Raw genomic sequence first — 19,067 nt, forward strand, 5'->3', positions numbered from 1 at the left:
GAATTCAAGAGTAAATAGTTAAGGTAAATAATTAAAACCAACATGAATTATTCACGCTTTAATAAAATACAGTATGATTTTTTTGCAAGACATCTTCGTGCTGATCTCGGGGCTGTAAAAGCAACCCAAAGTTGTCGTTGGATGGTTGATACTCATCGTCTCGGACGTATTCATGATGGATTGTGGTTTTATACTGAACAAGATAGAGCAGCTATTATTGAATTAGTGCAACGAGAGTTACACATTAATTTACTTTTTGATCATTATCCGGATAAAAGTACTCGTGTAGATACTGCTCTTAGCCATAACAATGAAAAGTTTAATACCTTGTCCGTTAGCAATGACTTTGTATTGGTTAACGCAATGCAAACACTGCAACTTAATGGACAGCAGATAGAGGTAGGTTCGATTTCATCATTGGGGTTATATGTTGATGCATCTAAAATTAACAGTGTAGAGCATCAATATATTGTGTTGGTTGAAAACCTAGTGGTAATGGCTAATTTACAACATTTAGTATTAATGGATAATGCAGCACATTTAAAAAATGCCCTATGGCTGTATCGTGGTGATCAAAAATCAATACAAAGTACCCATCAAGCCTATGCGTTTTTTAGATCATTTAAAGCTTCACATCAGCTATTATGTTTTGCGGACGTAGACCCTAAAGGCTTAGAGATTGCTATAAGTAGCAGCGCAACTAAGATTTTAACTGTTCAAACAAGTATGGTTGAAACCTTTAACATTAGTGGCATTGAAAAAGATTTTTATAACCAAATTAATTCAGTTAATTATCTGAAAAATAGTACCTTATCAGCAGAATGCCAAAACGTGGTTGCTACAATCTGTGAGCATAAAAGAACTATTAAACAAGAGCATATTTTAGCACACCAAATGCCCGTGGCAGTGGTTGAATTATTTAATTAACCCCATTAAATGCTAGTAGGACCAGAAACTATTCCTTAGTAAGATAGCTTAATAAAATGCCTTAGTGGCAATTAGTCAGTTAAACGGCTTAGTAAAAATTAATCAGTAACAATAACTTAGTAAAATAACTTAATAACAATAATTTAATAACAATAATTTAATAACAATAATTTAATAACAATATAAAAGATTAACAAGGATATACAATGCAAATAGCTAAAAACAGTGTCGTTGAATTTCATTACCGCTTAACAGAAGGTAATGAGTTATTAGAAGACAGTAAAGATAATGAACCGCTTATTTATTTACACGGCGGCGGTGGTCTATTTGAAAAAATGGAGCAAGCCTTTGTCGATAAAACAGTGGGTGATAAATTTGAAGTAACATTATCTCCTGAAGAGTCTTATGGTGAACGTCGTGAAGGTGCGTTACAACGTATTCCGATTAAACATTTACAAGGTGCAAAGAAATGGACTGCTGGCATGACTGCAGTGGTTGAATCTAACCAAGGTAAGCAAGAAGTCACGATCGTCAAAGTAGGGCGTTTTAATGCAGATTGCGATTTGAATCATCCATTCGCGGGTAAAACATTAACGTTTGCTATTGAAGTAATAAGTGTTCGTGCGGCAACTGAAGATGAGTTATCGCATGGTCATGCCCATGCAAAAGGTGGTTGTGGTCATTAGACCATAAAGCGCAGTTAATTTTTACGTATATTTTACAGTGATTTTTTCGCGCTTTTACAAATATCGCCTGTGTATAGTGTTACTTTTCATATGTTTATATGCATTCTTAAGTACGTTATCACAGGCCTATTAACCTCAAGTCATGAAGCAATTATTTAAACCGAAGGATACAAAAATGAAACGTGTTTCATTATATACAATGGCAAATTGTCCTCATTGTAAAACAGCTAAACAATATCTTGAGCAACAAAAAATCACCTTCAGATTAGTTGATGTTAAAAGTGCTGCAGGCCAAAAAGAATTTGCGAAAACGGGATACCGTGGTGTACCTGTAGTGAAAATAGGCGATCAGTTTTTGAATGGTTTTAGTGTTAAAGGTTTCCTTAACTTATACAAGAACGAATAATTTCTGTGGGGAGTGATTAGGAGTTGTCTAATTCTACTAATTGATAAAACTTATTTTGTTAATCCCTAGACTCTATCACTCGACATTCAATTTTATTTACAATGTCATGTTGCCGAACATCGAATTCGATTTTTCTTGTCATCAATAATCAATAATCATTTGTAAAATGCTTAACAACCGCTCACTTTATTGTTAATAAATGACCACTTAATGACAGTCGTTCAAAAATATAATTTTTTTATTAGGTAATTTAACATTTCGCTTTTATATTTGGATTTTTAATATTATCTATTATAAGGAGTGAGTTATGAATTTAATTGAAGCTGTTTTAATGCGACCGGCTGAAGTCATAACTTTACCCAATGAAATACAGCACCATGACCACGATCATCATCAATTAGTGATTGCATTAAATGGTAACTCTGAATTTAGCATTGAAGGTATGCAGAATATTATTGTACCAGGCCAGGGCTGTGTGGTGACTGCTTCATCTGATCATGCTTTTAATGGTTTAGGTTTTGCCGAAATACTAACGCTAAATTTACCTACTGAGTCTCAATTAGATAATTACACTGCTCAACATATTCAACCTTTGATTCATTCTAATCAATATTTTAAATTAGATAACCAGTTTCAGTTATTATTACAATTATTAGTTAAAGAGATGCGCCAAGCCCCTGATGATATATTGGTTGCAGAAGCATGCAAAAATACAATTATTGCTTTATTACAGCGTCATATTAAAACCGACCTAAGTAAAAAAAATCGCATTAATATAGAAGTGATTGATAATTTTATTATTCAACATATTACTACTAAAATCAGCGTCGCTCAGCTAGCAGGTTGTGTGTTCTTAGGCGAAAGTCAATTTCACTTATTGTTTAAACAACAAATGGGCATGACCCCGCATCAATACATAATGCAAGTACGACTGAATCTTGCAAAACAGTTATTAGAAGATCGCTCTTTGACATTAGCGATGATTGCCAGTGCTAGTGGCTTTGCTAATCAAAGTAGTTTTACTCACACCTTCACTAAATTTCAGGGAACTTCCCCTTCTAGATATCGTTAATAGTTCAATGCCCGAAGTTGCGTTGACAATGCTTCCTCCTCGAATTCATTAATGCCTCTGCATCAACTGAATCCTTTATTAGCCTACAAGTAGAGGTTTTACTATACCTCTCAACTATATCTCTCAACTATGTCTCGCAGCTATGCCTTTCAACCCTCCCAATTAATCACTAAGCGTAAAGTTTACTGCGCTAGGTCTTTATGTCCAGCCTAAGGGCGAATGACTGTATCAGAGTGCATAAGAGCTATTTACAGCCATTATTTATTCACTATTAATCATTTTTTTATAAAGCTGGATTGTAATTTTCCGTGATGTTAATCACAAAAAAAAATCGATCGTACTTTTTGACATATAAATCGTAGTTTTAGGTAAGAACTTAAACGTTTTTAGCAATACTATCCGTGCTTAGTTACATTTGCATAACATAACATTAACAGGTGTTATGATTTTTAGGAGAGTCGGGTATGTCATCATTTATTGCAACGGATGTGTTGCACAAAGATTTTATAAATACAGAGCTAGCAACGCTTTGGACACATATTTCACCATTGTATATGGCTGATGAGTCTGCTTGTTTAAAGCAACTAATACCACTTGCTACACCATCAAAAGATGAATCAAATACGATGGCAGATTATGCCACGGATTTGATCAAGCGCGTGCGTAAAGATAAAAATGCTGTGCAGATGATTGATGCATTATTACTGGAATACAGTTTAGATACCAAAGAAGGTATTTTATTAATGTGTTTAGCTGAAGCATTAATGCGTATTCCTGATTCAGCAACGGCAGATGCTTTAATTAAAGATAAACTCAGCGTTGCTGACTGGAAATCACATCTTAAAAAATCAGATTCTATTTTTGTAAATGCCTCAACGTGGGGACTTCTATTAACGGGTAAAATTGTTAATTTAAAGAAAACTAGAACCAATAGTACGACCAATGTTGTTAACAGCTTGGTTAATAAAATGTCTGAGCCTGTTATTCGTAAAGCAATGCATCAAGCGATGAAAATAATGGGGCACCAATTTGTATTGGGCCGCAATATCGATGAAGCACAAAAAAATGGTAAAGGGTTTACCAATAAAGGCTGTAGTTATTCCTTTGATATGCTTGGTGAATCAGCACTAACGGCCAGTGATGCAAAAAAATATTATGCGGAATATTTAACGGCGATTGAGTCAGTAGGCAGCAAGTCTATTAATAAAAATCAGGCAAATAATGCTGCAACGGTGTCGATTAAATTATCTGCGCTACATCCACGCTATGAACCTGCTAACAAACAACGTGTGATGACTGAAATGTTTGACTCGGTGTTGTCATTAATAGAAAGAGCGCGCGCTTTAAATGTTGGTTTAACTATTGATGCTGAGGAAGCGGATCGTCTTGAGCTTTCATTGGCATTATTTGAAAAATTATACCGAGATCCAAAAACACAAGGCTGGGGAAAGTTCGGTATTGTGGTACAAGCTTACAGCAAACGCGCTTTACCTGTTTTAGTTTGGTTGGCTGCATTAGCTAAATCTCAAGGTGATGTTATTCCTTTACGCTTAGTGAAAGGTGCTTATTGGGATAGTGAAATCAAATTATCTCAACAAAATGGTTATGCGGCTTATCCTGTTTATACCCGTAAAGAAGCAACTGATGTTTCTTATTTAGCCTGTGCACGTTTTCTTTTATGCGAACATGTTAAGGGGCTTATTTACCCACAATTTGCTAGCCATAATGCGCATACGATAGCCGCGATCAACTCAATGTCGACTCACAAAGAGTTTGAATTCCAAAGATTACATGGCATGGGAGATGCGCTGTATAACCACGTAATGACCATGTCTAATAGTAATGTACGTATCTATGCTCCAGTAGGGAGCCACAAAGATCTATTACCTTATTTGGTGAGACGTTTATTAGAAAATGGCGCCAATAGCTCATTTGTACATCGTTTAGTTGATGCTGATTGCCCTATAGATGAATTAATTGAGCATCCTGTTGATACATTATTAAAGCGTCAATCATTACATAACAGTTTAATTGAATTACCACCTGCTATTTTCCCTGATCGCAAAAACTCGTTCAGTGTAAATATTGACATAGAAAGCGAAGCACTTCCTTTTGAGAAAAAAGTAGAAGTATTCACAGGCCATTTTTGGAAAATGGGGCCTATAGTTGACGGTACTCATTACAATGATGTTACTGAGAAAACAGAAGTTTACCAATGTACTGCTCCCTACGACCGTACTATTAGTGTTGGATCAGTGGTTTTTTCTGAAACACAGATGATTGAAAAAGCACTAAGTACTGCACATCAATATTTTCCTGAGTGGTCTAATACGGAAGTACAGGAGCGTGCTCAGTACTTGTATAAACTTGCTGATTTACTTGAATCAAATATGCCTGAGTTAATTGCTTTATGTCACCACGAAGCCGGCAAAACAATTCATGACTGTATTGATGAAGTGCGAGAAGCTGTAGATTTCTGTCGTTACTATGCACAACAGGCCGTTGATAACTTCTCTAACGCTGAAACAGATGTCAGCTTTGATGGAATAACGCAACAAATTCGCCATCAAGGTAAAGGCGTGTTTGTTTGTATCAGCCCATGGAACTTCCCATTAGCGATCTTCCTAGGTCAAATTGGTGCTGCGTTAGTGGCCGGTAATACGGTGATTGCGAAACCTGCGGAGCAAACTTCGTTAATTGCAGTACGCACTGTTTTATTAATGCTTGAAGCTGGATTCCCTAAACAATGTATTCAATTATTAACCGGTAACGGTGCTCAAATTGGTTCTGCGTTAACTGCTGACCACCGTATTGCTGGTGTTGTATTCACGGGCTCTACGGGGACCGCACAAGTGATTAACCGTAATCTAGCTAAACGACCATTATTACCCGCTACCTTTGTAGCAGAAACCGGTGGGCAAAATGCAATGATCGTTGATAGCACTGCATTACCAGAGCAAGTTGCTCGTGATGTTGTTCGTTCAGCTTTTGCTTCTGCAGGGCAACGTTGTTCGGCATTAAGGGTATTATTTATTCAGCAAGACATAGCAGAACGTGTCATTGAATTAATTAAGGGGGCAATGCAAGAACTTGCCGTTGGTTTACCTTATCTTCATAGCACCGATGTGGGACCTGTTATTGATAAAACAGCAAAAGATAAGCTTAACGCGCATCTTCAAAAGATGACTGCTGAACATAAACTGTTAGCACAAGTGGCTTTAAATGACAGTTGTGCAAAAGGTGACTTCATTTCACCTACCGCCATCGAAATTGATAATCTTGGACAATTAAGTGAAGAGCAGTTTGGTCCGATCTTACATGTGATCCGTTTTAAAGCGGCTGAATTAGATAACGTTATTGAACAGATCAATAATACTGGTTTTGGTCTAACGATGGGTGTGCATAGCCGCAATGAGAGGGCTTATACACATATCGCAGAAATGAGCCGAGTTGGTAACTGTTATATCAATCGCGATCAAGTAGGTGCGGTAGTAGGTGTACAACCTTTTGGTGGACAAGGTCTATCTGGTACTGGCCCCAAAGCCGGTGGCCCACGTTATTTACATCGTTTTACTCAACAAATCGTAAGTTCATGTTAGGAGAAAGTATCATGTCAGAATCAATAACTGTAATGATCCAGCAAGCAAAAAAATCATGGTTAACATGGAATGAGATCAATATACATCAACGCATCGGGATCACTGCACAGTGGGGAGAGCGTTTAAAAGATAATCCAAATATTGGTGATATGCCGGCACACGTGATTGAATTTCATAATCGCCAAGCTATTTCGCTCATCGCAGAATCGCAAATGATGCCTGGGCCAACGGGTGAGAGTAATATACTGAGCACCTCTGGTCGGGGTATATTTTTGATGATGATGGAAGAGGATTCTTCTATTCCAGCATTAGTGGGGCTATTAAACTGTGCATTAATTGCAGGCAATAGTGTTTTATTATTATCTAATTCTGTTAATAAGGAAATTGTCTCTAGTTTACAGCAAGCTTGTTCATTAACTGGTGTTGAAATGCCAGTGTTCATTGTTAAAGAGAAGGAAGCATTACAGGCTATCATTTCAGACCCTAGTATTGCCGGTGTTGGCTATGTAGGTAATGAGACACAGGCAATTAGTTTGAATCAAGCGTTAGCAGCTCGAACAGGACAAATTGCTCAATTAATTGCAGAAACAGATTTAGCACTGTTACCAACAGTACGAGATCAACATTTAGTATTACGCTTTATTACCGAAAAAACGCTGTCGACTAATGTCACTGCGGTAGGTGGTAACGCTACTTTATTAGCTTTAGGTTGCGGTGAGCAATAAGAGCATTAACGATCAAAAACGGAGTGATCTATGATAGAAAACAATTTTACTATAATAGCAACATTTATGGTGTACCTCGTCATGATGTTAGCTATTGGAATTTATGCTTATAAGCAAACCTCAGATGCTAAGGACTACTTCTTAGGTGGACGCCGCTTAGGGCCATGGCCAGCTGCATTATCTGCAGGTGCATCGGATATGAGTGGGTGGTTGTTGTTAGGGTTACCTGGTTATGCCTATGCTGCTGGTTTAGAATCATTATGGTTAGCAGGCGGTTTATTAGCAGGAACTTGGTTAAATTGGTTGATCGTCGCTAAGCGTTTACGTACTTATAGTATTACCGCTAACGATTCTTTAACTTTACCTGCGTTCTTATCACGTCGTTTTGCAGATAAAACAAAACTAGTGCAAAGTTTAGCGGCTTTCTTTATTCTTATGTTCTTCCTTTTCTATACCAGTTCAGGTTTAGTGGCTGGTGGTAAATTGTTTGAAACTGTATTCTCTATGGATTATACGGTCGCGGTAATTATTGGTACTGTCTGTGTTGTTTCATATACGTTGTTTGGTGGGTTTTTAGCGGTAGCATGGACCGACTTAGTACAAGGTTTATTAATGTCAGCCGCCTTGTTAATTGTACCGATTGCAGCGATGAACGGCGGCGTGGATCAATTATCTTCTGACTTGTATGCAATTAACCCAGAGCTGTTATCAATTTGGAATGGTGTTGATGGTGAGCCTTTATCTTGGATTGCAATTGTGTCGTTGGTTGCGTGGGGTTTAGGCTATTTTGGACAGCCTCATATATTAGCGCGTTTTAAAGCAACACGTAGTAATAAAGATTTAACCACTGCACGTCGAATTGCTGTGGTATGGACTGCATTATCAATGTCAGGCGCGGTATTAGTCGGTTTAGTGGGTATGTTGTATATGAATGACTCATTAACTGGAGGTCTTGAAGATGGGGAAAAAATATTCATGGTACTAGTGAATACTATTTTCCATCCAGCGATAGCAGGTATTTTATTAGCGGCTATTCTAGCGGCAATTATGAGTACTGCTGATTCACAATTATTAGTTTCTTCGTCTGCTTTAGCTGAAGATTTCTATAAACAATTGATCAAACCTAATGCAACTTCTAGCGAAATTGTAATGGTAGGTCGTTTAGGTGTTGTGTTTATTTCTTTACTCGCTTTATATCTTGCAATGTCACCTGATAGTTCAGTATTAGGTCTTGTTTCTTATGCTTGGGCTGGATTTGGTGCTGCATTTGGACCGGTAATTATCTTAAGCTTATATTGGAAACGTATGAACCGAAGTGGAGCTATCGCAGGTATGTTAGTGGGTGGTATTACAATTGTGGTTTGGAAACAGTTATCTGGTGGTATATTCGATTTATATGAAATTGTACCAGGGGTAATTTTAGCGACTATCTCTATTGTCGCAGTGAGTTTATTCACTGATGAACCATCAGCTGAAGTAACAGCTCAGTTCGATAAATATGAAAGACAATTGAAAACACTTGATTAATAAATGGTTTAACCGTTAGTCCATTAAGTGATTATTAGTTATTTATAAAATGCCACTATTTAGTGGCATTTTTTTATGCAAAATAAAAATGAGCTCTACTTACTTTGCTTGTAGATGTAGTGTGCGATCCTCTAGGGCTCTTATTAGGTTATAGCAATGGCATTGAATGCTTGTTCCTTTTGAAAATCTCTAATCTAAGAGTTTCGTATTTTAACTAACAAGAATAATCAGCTATTTAGCAGAATTGCTTAGATAACAGGTATAAAAAAACCACACAGAGTGTGGTTTCATCACTTATATCAGTATCAGTATCAGTATCAGAGTCAGTAACTGTTAATAATTAGTCTGGTAAGACTGCATTATGATATACATTTTGTACATCGTCACAATCTTCTAACATTTCAATAAATTTCTCGAATTTTTCAACATGTTCTTCAGTTATCTCAGTATCCGTTTGCGGTACGTAAGTGATCTCTTCAACTTCAAGCTCTACATCTGGGTAACTAGCATGTAATGCAATTTTTGCGTTGTTAAACTCTGTGTGAGGACAAAACACTGAAATCTTTCCATCTTCACTAACTACGTCAACCACATCTACATCAGCCATCATAAGGTCTTCTAAAACGGCTTCATCGTCTTCACCTGCAAATACAAATACAGCTTGATGTTCAAACATATGTGCAACTGTGCCAGGTGAACCAATTTTAGCACCTGTTTTGTTAAAACAGTTACGTACATCAGTCCATGTACGGTTACCGTTATCGGTTAGACAGTCTACAATGACAGAGCAACCGCCGGGTCCAAAACCTTCATAACTCGCACGTTCATAATCTTCACCGCCACCACCTTTTGCTTTTTCAATTGCACGTTCAATAACGTGAGCAGGTACTTGGTCTTTTTTAGCGCTATCGATCAAACGACGAAGTGTTAAATTGCCCTCTGGATCAAAGCCGCCATTTTTAGCCGCTACATAAAGCTCTTTACCGTATTTAGAATAAACTTTAGTTTTAGCGCCTGCAGTTTTAGCCATAGACTCTTTTTTGTTTTGGTATGCTCTTCCCATCTGAATGCTCTCTTGTTTTCTTAAAATGATTGTCTGGAAAAATAATGGCAAGAATTTTAGCCTGTAATCGCTCATGGTGCTAGTGGGGGATAGCTAATATTGATGGTTTAAATCATGATATTGTTAGTTTTGCACGTTAATAGGCATACTATGTCGTAAACAAGTTATCTGATTGATAATAAATTATTCTTAATTGGGTTTATAAGGAGATACCTGCAGCGTTTTATTTAATAGAGAAATAGTACTCGGACCATATTCTTGATTACTAGACCAAGTTTGATGAGAGAATGACACAGTAGTATCACTAAATAGCTTTTTAGTCGCGTTAATAAAAGAAGAAGTGTAACTTGCCTCTATGTTGGCTTTAGTTATTGCCATTTCTACTTGGATTCGATCGCTCTCATCTCGATACTGCTGTTTTTCTAGCATAATATTGCGCTTCGCTTTTTTGCGTTCGGCGATGTTTAATATAGAGTCTGCTTTTTTATCTGCCTGTTTAAATTTATCTAAAATATTGTTTACTAGATGTAAATCATGTATCTGAATATTTTTCTTTTTTTCTAAATTAGAAACATCACCCTTTAAGTCAATAACCGTTTTTGTACCGCCACTGGTACCTATTATTGCCGTTATTATGCTGTTATTTACTTTAGTAACCCCACCAATGATCGACCCTTTTGTTAATGACTTATTATGTACTTTAATTGAGCCATTACACTCAGTATCACAATGTATTAATTGACTACTTAATAACAGATCTTTACCGATTTTGAGACGAGCATACTGCGCGATAGTGCCAGAAAAGTTACCTTGGCAATTAATTTCACAACTGAATTTTTCCTCTTCAGTTTTTTTATGTTGGCCAATAACTGCTTGCTGAACGGTTAAGTCCCCACCACATGTTATGTGTGCAGAATCAACCATTCCCATCACAGTTACGTCACCGCGAACATTAACCTTCATGCCTTTTTCTACATTGCCAGTGATCACTACGGTGCCGTTATATTCAACATGGCCTGTTTTGTTGGTGACTTCTTCTAGTAGCAGTACATCATCAATACTAATGAAGCCTTGCTTATCGATTGGCACGCCGTATTTAGTCGCGATTAACTGCAGTGGGTTACTAGGGTTAATTTGAACATTATCATTTACGATAAAAGGGTGATCTATGCCTTGTTGTTGCTGAATTGTTTCTGAGGTCACTGTTTTACCAGGCTCTCCTAAATAAACAGGTGTTTTTTGCATTAACACTGTTCCCATGTCAACTGTGATAAATTCACCAAGGTTAAGCATATCAACTTTGCCATTAGGAAGAGTAGAAGGAGCTGGTTTACGATGGTTACCGGTGCTGACTAATTGTTTAAACTGAGCATCGGTACCATCAATTGGGGCAACTCCTTTAGCTATCTTTAACGTATATATTCTGCCAGGGTAAGAGTGCCTACAAATATCTAACAGTTGAATTATATACAGGGTAGATAGACCGAACTTAATGTCTAATTGCTGACAACGCTTTTTTATATCATCTAAGGTGATTGATTTACCCCCATAGGCGACCGTAATTCTGGCGTAAGCGTTCATTTTATCGTTATCTAAATCAATATGTAATATGGCATCTACTTTATTAGCTATCACAATAGGTGGGAAATCGATACTTTGTTCTTGCTCACCTTCACCTAACCCTTCACGCAACATAGTAAAAGCGGCGATGGCTTTATTAACCCCATCAATATTGAGTTTATAGCGAGGCAGAGCAGGATTTTGTAATAGGCGAACAATATCTTTAACAGAGATCACTGATTCAGTTTGAAAAATCTTTAATGTTAACTGTGAACTATCAGCAGACAACATTATATGTTGTACAGATAAAGAGAGTGTCTCGGTCATCGTTTCGCTCATAAGTACCTATTTAGGGATGAATATTAAGTGCTGATATGATTCTTATATCAACTCTTGTGTCAAATATCAATAGATGTCAACTAAAAGTCTACTAATTTAAAGTAGCATGAATTTAAATATTGAGGTTTATATTTATGCTGATATTGTGAGTTTACCTAATAAACTATGAACTACATGAAAGGGCAGAACATCCAAATTTATTAGTCGCCCAATTCGGACGTTTTACTGAAAACTGTTGATACTGTTGCTGTTCTTGATAAGGTGTCTTTAATAATTCAGCCAAGGTTAATACCCTAGAATAATCCCCTTGCTCTGCTAGTTCTATCGCTTCCTGTACTTGAAAATTGCGTAAAATATAACAAGGATTCACTTTGTTCATGGCATCTTTGCGCTGCTCATCTGTATTTTTTTGTTTGCTTAATCGTGTTTTATATTTACCTAGCCATTTGGCAAGTTGTTCTAAATATTCAGGAGTAATCTCTTCTAACTGATAAAAACACGTCGTAAAATGAGAGAGTAAGACAGTGTGGTCGGTAATATCTGTTTGCTGAGAAAAAGTAGCAAGGTGGCGATAAAATAATGTCATATCCGTATTAACTAATGACATTACTTTTTCTAACTCTTTACACAATAATAAATCCGTTTCATTCATTGTGCTATCTTCGCGCTTAGCTTCTAGGCCTAGTTTTGCTTGCATCATGGTTAACCATTTTTTCTGGTATACATGGTTGTAATCGTTTAATAAAGCCTGCAAAGGCTCTGCTTCTTCAATTAATGGATAAATAGCATTGCCTAATTGGAACAAATTCCACTGTCCAATGTAACCCTGTTGCCCAAAGCGATAACGTTTTTCTGCTGCATCGGATGTATTTGGTGTCCAATTTAAATCAAAATTATCAATCCAGCCATAGGGGCCAAAATCAATAGTTTCACCAATTAAAGACATATTATCGGTGTTTAATACACCGTGTACAAAACCTACGCGCATCCATTCAACAATTAAATGAGCAGTGCGTTCACAGATTTCAGTGAACCATTGTAAATATACCGATTTATCAATCACTCCTGACTCAGGTATTAATGCAGGATAGTCATGAGTGATACTGTATTCAATTGTTTGTTTCAATAAACCTAAATCACCACGAGAAGAGGGTAATTGAATTGAACCAAAACGTAAAAATGAAGGTGAAACACGGGCGACAATAGCGCAGGGCTCATAGGCGGCTCTGCCATCGTATAATTTGTCGCGTACGACTTCTTCACCGGTTAAGGTTAAGCTTAATGCTCGAGTAGTGGGAATACCTAAATGGTACATAGCTTCTGAGCATAAATATTCACGGATAGATGAGCGGAGTACTGCCATGCCGTCAGCGCGACGAGAGTAGGGGGTTTGACCTGCCCCTTTAAGTTGTAAAGTGGCGTATTCTTTTGTTTCTGTACCATTACTAGGCAACAAATATTGGCCTAAGTTGATCGCACGCCCATCACCTAACTGCCCAGCCCATTGGCCAAACTGATGTCCGCCGTAATTCATTGCATAGGGCTGCATTTTTGATGGTAAGTTATTACCACTGATTAATTCTGAAAATTCAGTTGATTGTAATGCCGCATTACTAAAGCCGAGTGTATAAGCAAGTTCATTATTGCAGCATATTATTTTAGAGAACTTAGTGGGTGTTGGGGGAACGTATGAGTAAGCAGCATGCTCCACACTACGGCAGGTATTACTTAACTCAGGATCTGCAGGTAATTGTGAAACAAATACAGGATGTAGTGTAGGCAATAAAGAACTCATTCTGTTTTCCTAACGGTAATAAAAGAGGGGAAACATATCGATGCTATTACAGCATACAAGTACTATTAGCATCGATATGGGTATTCAGTATTATTTCTAACCAAGTAACATGTTAAAATAACTGTTTAAACGATAGCTATTTAACTGCTGCAATCACAGAAATTTCAACTAACAATACATCTCTTGCCATGCTTGCTTCAACACAAGCACGGGCGGGCGCATGACCTTCAGGAACCCAAGCATCCCAAACTTCGTTCATGCCAGCAAAGTGTAACGCCATATCTTTAACGTAAATAGTGGCAGATAACATATGCTCACGTGAACTACCTGATTCTATTAATAGTTCATCTACTTTATCTAACATAGTTTGTGTTTGCTCTTTAATATCTTTAGTCGCATCGGCACAGACCTGACCGCATAGATAAACAGTCCCGTTATGTTTTACTACACGGCTCATGCGTTGTTTAGTTTGTTGACGTTCAATCATTGCTTCTCTCTCGTTGTTGTTATTTAAATATTAAATAATTGTAACGTGTCAGTATTAAAAGGCGAGTTTTTTAGGTTATTTATCCCCGTCACCATTTAAATTAGATTTAAAAAATGGAGGAGTAAGGAGGTAGTCTAAAATTAGAAGCATAATATAAGAAACGTTAATACAAGTAGGTGTTCTTTGAAGTGTAATTGCCGGTTTAAATGCTATGTTTTTGAAGGAAGCGTAATGCTTTTTGCTCGATATTTTTAGATCTCCTTTTGTATTTTGCTGCATCTGGTTCCATTGCTTTCCTACCACTTGCGATTAAAGGGCTAGATTTGGTGGAAATTATACTGGCTCAATCTCCTGTAAAATTTGAAGTTATCGCTGCTTAGCATCCACGATAAATGAAGATGCGTTGCAACGTTAGGTGATATTGTTACTTGATATTGTTGCTCGATATTGAGTAAGTGCTAAGACACTAAAGTATCTGGCTTATCAAATGCGCCCATAAAAAGTCATGCGTGCAGACTCAGATAAGGCAACATTAGGCTTTGAGTTGTAAGCTAATACCGTTAATATCCGAGTGGTCTCGCCTTCGGTAGGGGTCACACGATGAATGGCGTTTCTTCCTCTAAATAATGTGAGCGTGCCTGCTTGTGCTATCAAGGTTTTAACGGTTAATACATTATCCAATACTTTTTCCACACCTTGATAATTCATTTCGCCTGCATCTGCATCTCGCATATTCTCAATATATTCAAAGGTTCCACCAGATTCTGGTGCTTGGATTAATAGGGTGACAGCAAACGAAGACTCATCGAAATGCCAACCTAGCTCTTGCCCTTGCTGCGCATAATGCAAGTTGATAGAAGATAGGTCATCTGCATAGTTATATAATCTAACTTCATTAAAAATAGTTGCTAGAAAGGTTCTAAATGCCGGATCATCATATAATGTTTTTAATGCTGAATTTTCTGGGATCTGGTCATCAGTTATACAACCTTTTGATGAGGTAATTTGTCTGTTTCTTGGATGTGCATCTGAATAAGTCGGGTCAGCTTCTCTTAGATAAACATTATGCTTTTTAGATGAATAGAAAGCGAGATGTTGATTAGCTATTGCTTCCTGTGTGATTTCTTGGATCGCAATGTCAGATAAAAAGTCAACTAATACTAGCGCACCATCAGCATCTAGCTGATGTTTACATTGTTTTATAAACACCGGGTCAGTAATAGGAAATTTATCTAACTGTACAATTTGATTTAGCTTCATCTTAATTCCTTGATTATATTTATTTTTATTTAAACCTTAAACTTCAAGCTATTTTGCTCAATCCAAGAAGTAATTATTGAGCTACTAAGTGACAATGAATAATGTCGACTTCTAACTTAACAAGAGAGCAACTTTTATTTAACATTAGAATAGTTAATGATAGCTACAGTTAAAAGTGATTATTTCTATCGTCAACCATAAGTAAAACTTAACACATGGTATTTAATCTGTATAAAATAATAATAAGGCAACATGATGAAGTCTCGTTTACCTCCCTTAGGCACATTATTAGCATTCGAGGCCGCAGCTGAACATAAAAGCTTTGCTAACGCCGCCAAATATTTATACGTCACTCCTGCTGCGATCAGTCAACAGATACAAACATTAGAATCGCATTTAGATCTTGCCTTGTTTCATCGTTCGAAAACAGGCGTAAAATTAACCAGAGCAGGTGAAAGTTACCTACTGTTTGTGCAAGCAGGATTACATGAGTTGAGGTTAGGGCAACAGCATTTAACTCAATTTCGTCATCTAGATGTATTGACCATTAGCGCATTACCTTCAGTGGCACAAAAGTGGTTAATGCCACTTGTTTTAGAGTGGATGGAGAAACATCCCGATATTGAAATTCGTATTCAAGCCGGCCATACAAAAATAAACTTTAATCATAGCGCTTCTGACATGTGTGTGAGTTTTGGTCAGAGTGGATACACAGGAATGCATAAACAAAAGTTATTTACTGATACTGTCACCATGGTGGTTAGCCCTGAACTAACAAACGGGCTATTAAACGAACTATCAATTGGATCAGTAAGTAAGGAATTAAATGGCTCACTAAAGGAAAGCTCGAGTGTTGATGACTTACTAACCTTACCAATGATTCATATAGATTGGGGAGACGATAATAATAATTTACCACAATGGGACGAATGGCTGCGGCATCTGGCTAATAAAGAAGAAACCAAAAGGGAGTTTAGTATTCACGGGGGACCTCGTTTTAATTTATCCAGTATGGCGATAGAGGCGGCTGTGCAAAAAAAGGGATTATTGTTAGGTCAATACTCTCTGATTCAAAATGAGTTACAACAAAACACGCTGGTTGCACCTTTTGATCTTAACTTGCCCCTAGGAGAAGCCTATTATCTTATTTATCCTCAACGCACTCTTGATAATAATAAAGCAAAAGCATTTATAGATTGGTTAGTCAGTAAATTAACACAAGAATAAGTTAATCCTTTTTAATCGCTTTAATAGTAAAAATTATTAAAGGTGAGTTTTTTCTTACAGAAGTAAAGTAATAAAACTTCAGTAGTAAATATAAATTAACCTACGGTCATCAATGACCAATCAGATCCCTTCAATTTTGTTTTTAAGCTGATCCAAGAATGAGGATGCGCTTGTACTTTTATTGATATAATTAGGTTAATGATGATAATCAAACATAAGTAATTAAGGTTTTTTTCATAGTCATTCAATATTCTTATTGTGTGAATCTAGAGTATTTAAAGGTTTTTTTTAAAAATGATCAAATAGATTTGGTTACTTTATATTTCACATAAACCGATTAAAGCTTTGGAAATGGTTGTTTCATTATGTTCAATCATTAACGAAAAATTAACATCGAGTAATAATAACGACTTGATAGAGGCATCAACTTTTTTGATGTTATGAGCGTTGATGTTATGAGAACTCTTTTTCATTTTATTATTCTTGTGTCTAATAGGTTTAAATTAACTTAATTGTCATGATATAACATATACAATTGGGAGGTAAGAAGGCAATTTAAATCAATATATTAATTTAGAGTATTCGTAGAATTATTGATGAAAAAATGAGTGAATGAAGTCAATATGTGCGAGAGTAAAGAACTACTAATAAGGTCAATAAGGTAAGGCCAATAAGTTTAGGGATGCTTAAATAGATGTGTAAAAAGTAATAATAACTTCTAAAAAGGCTATCAATATCAATATCAAATCCAATCTGAACTAATGCTATATATAATTGCACCGAACAAAGTGAAAATAGCGATTTTAAGCGACTATATTCAAGTCACTATGCTCAAGTGACTATGTTCAGTGACTTGAGAATAGCAAGAAAAGCCCCAAACTAAACTTTTGTAGTTGTAATAACATCAATAAAATTTCTAGAGGGGCTGTAAAGACGTTTAGTCATTATCTAATGTTGATTCAAAAGCAGTGAGACGTTTTCGTACTGACAATAATTCAACGATGGTAGTCCAAGAATTTACTAAGTATTGGAATGAATTACTAACTTGACCAAAGGCCGTTAGGATCTGCTGAAGAATACCGAAGGTGATTGCACCGACAACAATTGTAGGCACTAACAAAATAAACACAAAGATATTATCTGCTTGTAAATACAACATGCGCGCTACGTTGAAGTACATATAATGGAAGTATAAACGGAAGTAATTCTTGCGTACATTTGAAAACAGTTCGTTTAATGTAATGGGCATGGCACGTTCAACGTTATCTTCTCCATACACTAACTCTTTACGAAATGCCGCTTCCACTTTTTGGTTATTAAACTCTAACCCTGGCAACTTAATACCAATTAATGCTAATAAACCAGTGCCAAAGATTGACCAAAATAATGCTGCATAGAAGAGGGGATGTGCAATTTCACCAACTACTGGTAACTCAGAGACGTATTCAGATAGACTCCATAGCACAGGTAGAAAAGCAAATAATGTCATTATCGCCTCCACTAATGCCACTCCAAGGTTTTCCATAATAGAGGCAAAACGCATCGTATCTTCTTGAATACGCTGCGATGCCCCTTCAACTTTCCTTAATTTAAGCCAATGTGCAGTGTAATAATCATTCATGGCCGTTCGCCAGCGAAAGATATAATGGCTGACCAAGAAACGCGTTGCAACGAAGATGAAAATAGCTAAAAAAGCGATTTCTCCAAATACAATTAACAAATCGAATAATTGCCCAGTTGCTGTACTAGTGGCTTGTGCATTAACAGCTTCTATCGGTGCATCACTGCCAACAGGTTTTAATAATGATTGAATTAAATCAAAGAAGGGACGGCGCCAATTATTAATCGCAACCGCCACTTGAACTGAGAAGTAAGTCGAAAACAATATGGTTGATGAGCCAACAATTGACCACCATTGCCACTTATGCGGAGACATCTTGAACCAAGCAACTGCAAACAACGCTGTACAGACAAAGTAATAACCGTAAAACAATATAAATGAATCTGTTACAAAATGTTTTAAGCCAATAACAGGTTCTGCGTCTGTTATATCAAGACCGAGCAAAGCGGCCATCTGTTCATTGTACCCATACCAAACAGCGCAAGTAAGTCCGGAAAATATCAATACAGAGATGAAAAAAATCTTAGGATCGGGAAAAAAGGATTTAAACATAGGTGAGTAGGCTCTTATAATTTTGTAGTGATTGTATAGGGTTAGGTTTGGCATCATTGCATTTTCAATAAAAAAGATAAACAAGTTCTCACCACTAAAAAATTAATCGTGTTTTAAGAAATGATCAGTAATTCGAGTAACTCCATAGTGATATTTTCCATTGGTCGATTAGTTAAATAGCGATACTTTGTTCAACTTAAGGTCATCGACTTTTGTAACCA

General features: G+C 36.7%; 15 protein-coding genes. 8 read left to right on the top strand and 7 right to left on the bottom strand.

Going from position 1 to position 19,067, the window contains the following annotated elements:
* Window positions 1-42 precede the first annotated feature (42 nt).
* From MT390_RS06575 to putP, 7 genes are all read left to right on the top strand, one after another.
* Window positions 43-927 (top strand): DUF7281 domain-containing protein, encoded by an 885-nt coding sequence (locus MT390_RS06575; protein ID WP_499440248.1) that lies wholly within the window; start codon window positions 43-45, stop codon window positions 925-927.
* 206 nt (window positions 928-1,133) lie between these two features.
* Window positions 1,134-1,613 carry an FKBP-type peptidyl-prolyl cis-trans isomerase gene (locus MT390_RS06580; protein ID WP_499440250.1) on the top strand — a complete coding sequence of 160 codons (480 nt, stop codon included), beginning with the start codon at window positions 1,134-1,136 and terminating at the stop codon, window positions 1,611-1,613.
* Window positions 1,614-1,788: 175 nt separating this feature from the next.
* Window positions 1,789-2,019 (top strand): glutaredoxin family protein, encoded by a 231-nt coding sequence (locus MT390_RS06585; protein ID WP_166369306.1) that lies wholly within the window; start codon window positions 1,789-1,791, stop codon window positions 2,017-2,019.
* A gap of 307 nt (window positions 2,020-2,326) precedes the next feature.
* Window positions 2,327-3,091, top strand: a complete 765-nt coding sequence (locus MT390_RS06590) for a helix-turn-helix domain-containing protein (RefSeq protein ID WP_499440252.1) — start codon at window positions 2,327-2,329, stop codon at window positions 3,089-3,091.
* Between the two features lie 464 nt (window positions 3,092-3,555).
* On the top strand, window positions 3,556-6,690 hold the full coding sequence (gene putA / locus MT390_RS06595; RefSeq protein WP_499440254.1) for a bifunctional proline dehydrogenase/L-glutamate gamma-semialdehyde dehydrogenase PutA: 3,135 nt from the start codon (window positions 3,556-3,558) through the stop codon (window positions 6,688-6,690).
* Between the two features lie 11 nt (window positions 6,691-6,701).
* On the top strand, window positions 6,702-7,415 hold the full coding sequence (locus MT390_RS06600; protein ID WP_499440256.1) for an aldehyde dehydrogenase family protein: 714 nt from the start codon (window positions 6,702-6,704) through the stop codon (window positions 7,413-7,415).
* Between the two features lie 30 nt (window positions 7,416-7,445).
* A complete protein-coding gene (gene putP / locus MT390_RS06605) occupies window positions 7,446-8,942 on the top strand; it encodes a sodium/proline symporter PutP (protein ID WP_499440257.1) in 1,497 nt (498 codons plus the stop codon).
* Window positions 8,943-9,282: 340 nt separating this feature from the next.
* Here putP and MT390_RS06610 read toward each other — a convergent pair whose 3' ends face one another.
* From MT390_RS06610 to MT390_RS06630, 5 genes are all read right to left on the bottom strand, one after another.
* Window positions 9,283-10,005 (bottom strand): YebC/PmpR family DNA-binding transcriptional regulator, encoded by a 723-nt coding sequence (locus MT390_RS06610; protein WP_299663349.1) that lies wholly within the window; start codon window positions 10,003-10,005, stop codon window positions 9,283-9,285.
* Window positions 10,006-10,194: 189 nt separating this feature from the next.
* Window positions 10,195-11,904, bottom strand: coding sequence for a flagellar assembly protein A (locus MT390_RS06615; RefSeq protein WP_499440259.1), 1,710 nt, complete (start codon window positions 11,902-11,904; stop codon window positions 10,195-10,197).
* A gap of 163 nt (window positions 11,905-12,067) precedes the next feature.
* Window positions 12,068-13,699 carry a protein adenylyltransferase SelO gene (locus MT390_RS06620; RefSeq protein WP_499440261.1) on the bottom strand — a complete coding sequence of 544 codons (1,632 nt, stop codon included), beginning with the start codon at window positions 13,697-13,699 and terminating at the stop codon, window positions 12,068-12,070.
* 136 nt (window positions 13,700-13,835) lie between these two features.
* On the bottom strand, window positions 13,836-14,186 hold the full coding sequence (locus MT390_RS06625) for a RidA family protein (protein WP_166369323.1): 351 nt from the start codon (window positions 14,184-14,186) through the stop codon (window positions 13,836-13,838).
* 483 nt (window positions 14,187-14,669) lie between these two features.
* Window positions 14,670-15,446 carry a HalD/BesD family halogenase gene (locus MT390_RS06630; protein ID WP_499440264.1) on the bottom strand — a complete coding sequence of 259 codons (777 nt, stop codon included), beginning with the start codon at window positions 15,444-15,446 and terminating at the stop codon, window positions 14,670-14,672.
* 252 nt (window positions 15,447-15,698) lie between these two features.
* Between MT390_RS06630 and MT390_RS06635 the strand changes: the two genes are divergently transcribed.
* A complete protein-coding gene (locus tag MT390_RS06635; RefSeq protein ID WP_499440266.1) occupies window positions 15,699-16,673 on the top strand; it encodes a LysR substrate-binding domain-containing protein in 975 nt (324 codons plus the stop codon).
* A gap of 317 nt (window positions 16,674-16,990) precedes the next feature.
* Here the strand turns inward: MT390_RS06635 and MT390_RS06640 are convergent, their stop codons facing one another.
* Window positions 16,991-17,146 (bottom strand): hypothetical protein, encoded by a 156-nt coding sequence (locus tag MT390_RS06640; RefSeq protein WP_499440268.1) that lies wholly within the window; start codon window positions 17,144-17,146, stop codon window positions 16,991-16,993.
* Between the two features lie 464 nt (window positions 17,147-17,610).
* Window positions 17,611-18,846 (bottom strand): peptide antibiotic transporter SbmA, encoded by a 1,236-nt coding sequence (gene sbmA / locus MT390_RS06645; protein ID WP_499440270.1) that lies wholly within the window; start codon window positions 18,844-18,846, stop codon window positions 17,611-17,613.
* Window positions 18,847-19,067: the final 221 nt, after the last annotated feature.

This window comes from Vibrio sp. 2-Bac 85, from assembly GCF_037546705.1.
Lineage (GTDB): Bacteria > Pseudomonadota > Gammaproteobacteria > Enterobacterales > Psychromonadaceae > Psychromonas.

Bases quoted from the DNA above. Each gene is read 5' to 3' on its own strand.
- MT390_RS06640 (WP_499440268.1), bottom strand. From the start codon at position 17,146: ATGAAAAAGAGTTCTCATAACATCAACGCTCATAACATCAAAAAAGTT.
- MT390_RS06635 (WP_499440266.1), top strand. From the start codon at position 15,699: ATGATGAAGTCTCGTTTACCTCCCTTAGGCACATTATTAGCATTCGAG.
- MT390_RS06575 (WP_499440248.1), top strand. From the start codon at position 43: ATGAATTATTCACGCTTTAATAAAATACAGTATGATTTTTTTGCAAGA.
- putP (WP_499440257.1), top strand. From the start codon at position 7,446: ATGATAGAAAACAATTTTACTATAATAGCAACATTTATGGTGTACCTC.
- MT390_RS06630 (WP_499440264.1), bottom strand. From the start codon at position 15,446: ATGAAGCTAAATCAAATTGTACAGTTAGATAAATTTCCTATTACTGAC.
- putA (WP_499440254.1), top strand. From the start codon at position 3,556: ATGTCATCATTTATTGCAACGGATGTGTTGCACAAAGATTTTATAAAT.
- MT390_RS06625 (WP_166369323.1), bottom strand. From the start codon at position 14,186: ATGATTGAACGTCAACAAACTAAACAACGCATGAGCCGTGTAGTAAAA.
- sbmA (WP_499440270.1), bottom strand. From the start codon at position 18,846: ATGTTTAAATCCTTTTTTCCCGATCCTAAGATTTTTTTCATCTCTGTA.
- MT390_RS06580 (WP_499440250.1), top strand. From the start codon at position 1,134: ATGCAAATAGCTAAAAACAGTGTCGTTGAATTTCATTACCGCTTAACA.
- MT390_RS06615 (WP_499440259.1), bottom strand. From the start codon at position 11,904: ATGAGCGAAACGATGACCGAGACACTCTCTTTATCTGTACAACATATA.
- MT390_RS06610 (WP_299663349.1), bottom strand. From the start codon at position 10,005: ATGGGAAGAGCATACCAAAACAAAAAAGAGTCTATGGCTAAAACTGCA.
- MT390_RS06585 (WP_166369306.1), top strand. From the start codon at position 1,789: ATGAAACGTGTTTCATTATATACAATGGCAAATTGTCCTCATTGTAAA.
- MT390_RS06600 (WP_499440256.1), top strand. From the start codon at position 6,702: ATGTCAGAATCAATAACTGTAATGATCCAGCAAGCAAAAAAATCATGG.
- MT390_RS06620 (WP_499440261.1), bottom strand. From the start codon at position 13,699: ATGAGTTCTTTATTGCCTACACTACATCCTGTATTTGTTTCACAATTA.
- MT390_RS06590 (WP_499440252.1), top strand. From the start codon at position 2,327: ATGAATTTAATTGAAGCTGTTTTAATGCGACCGGCTGAAGTCATAACT.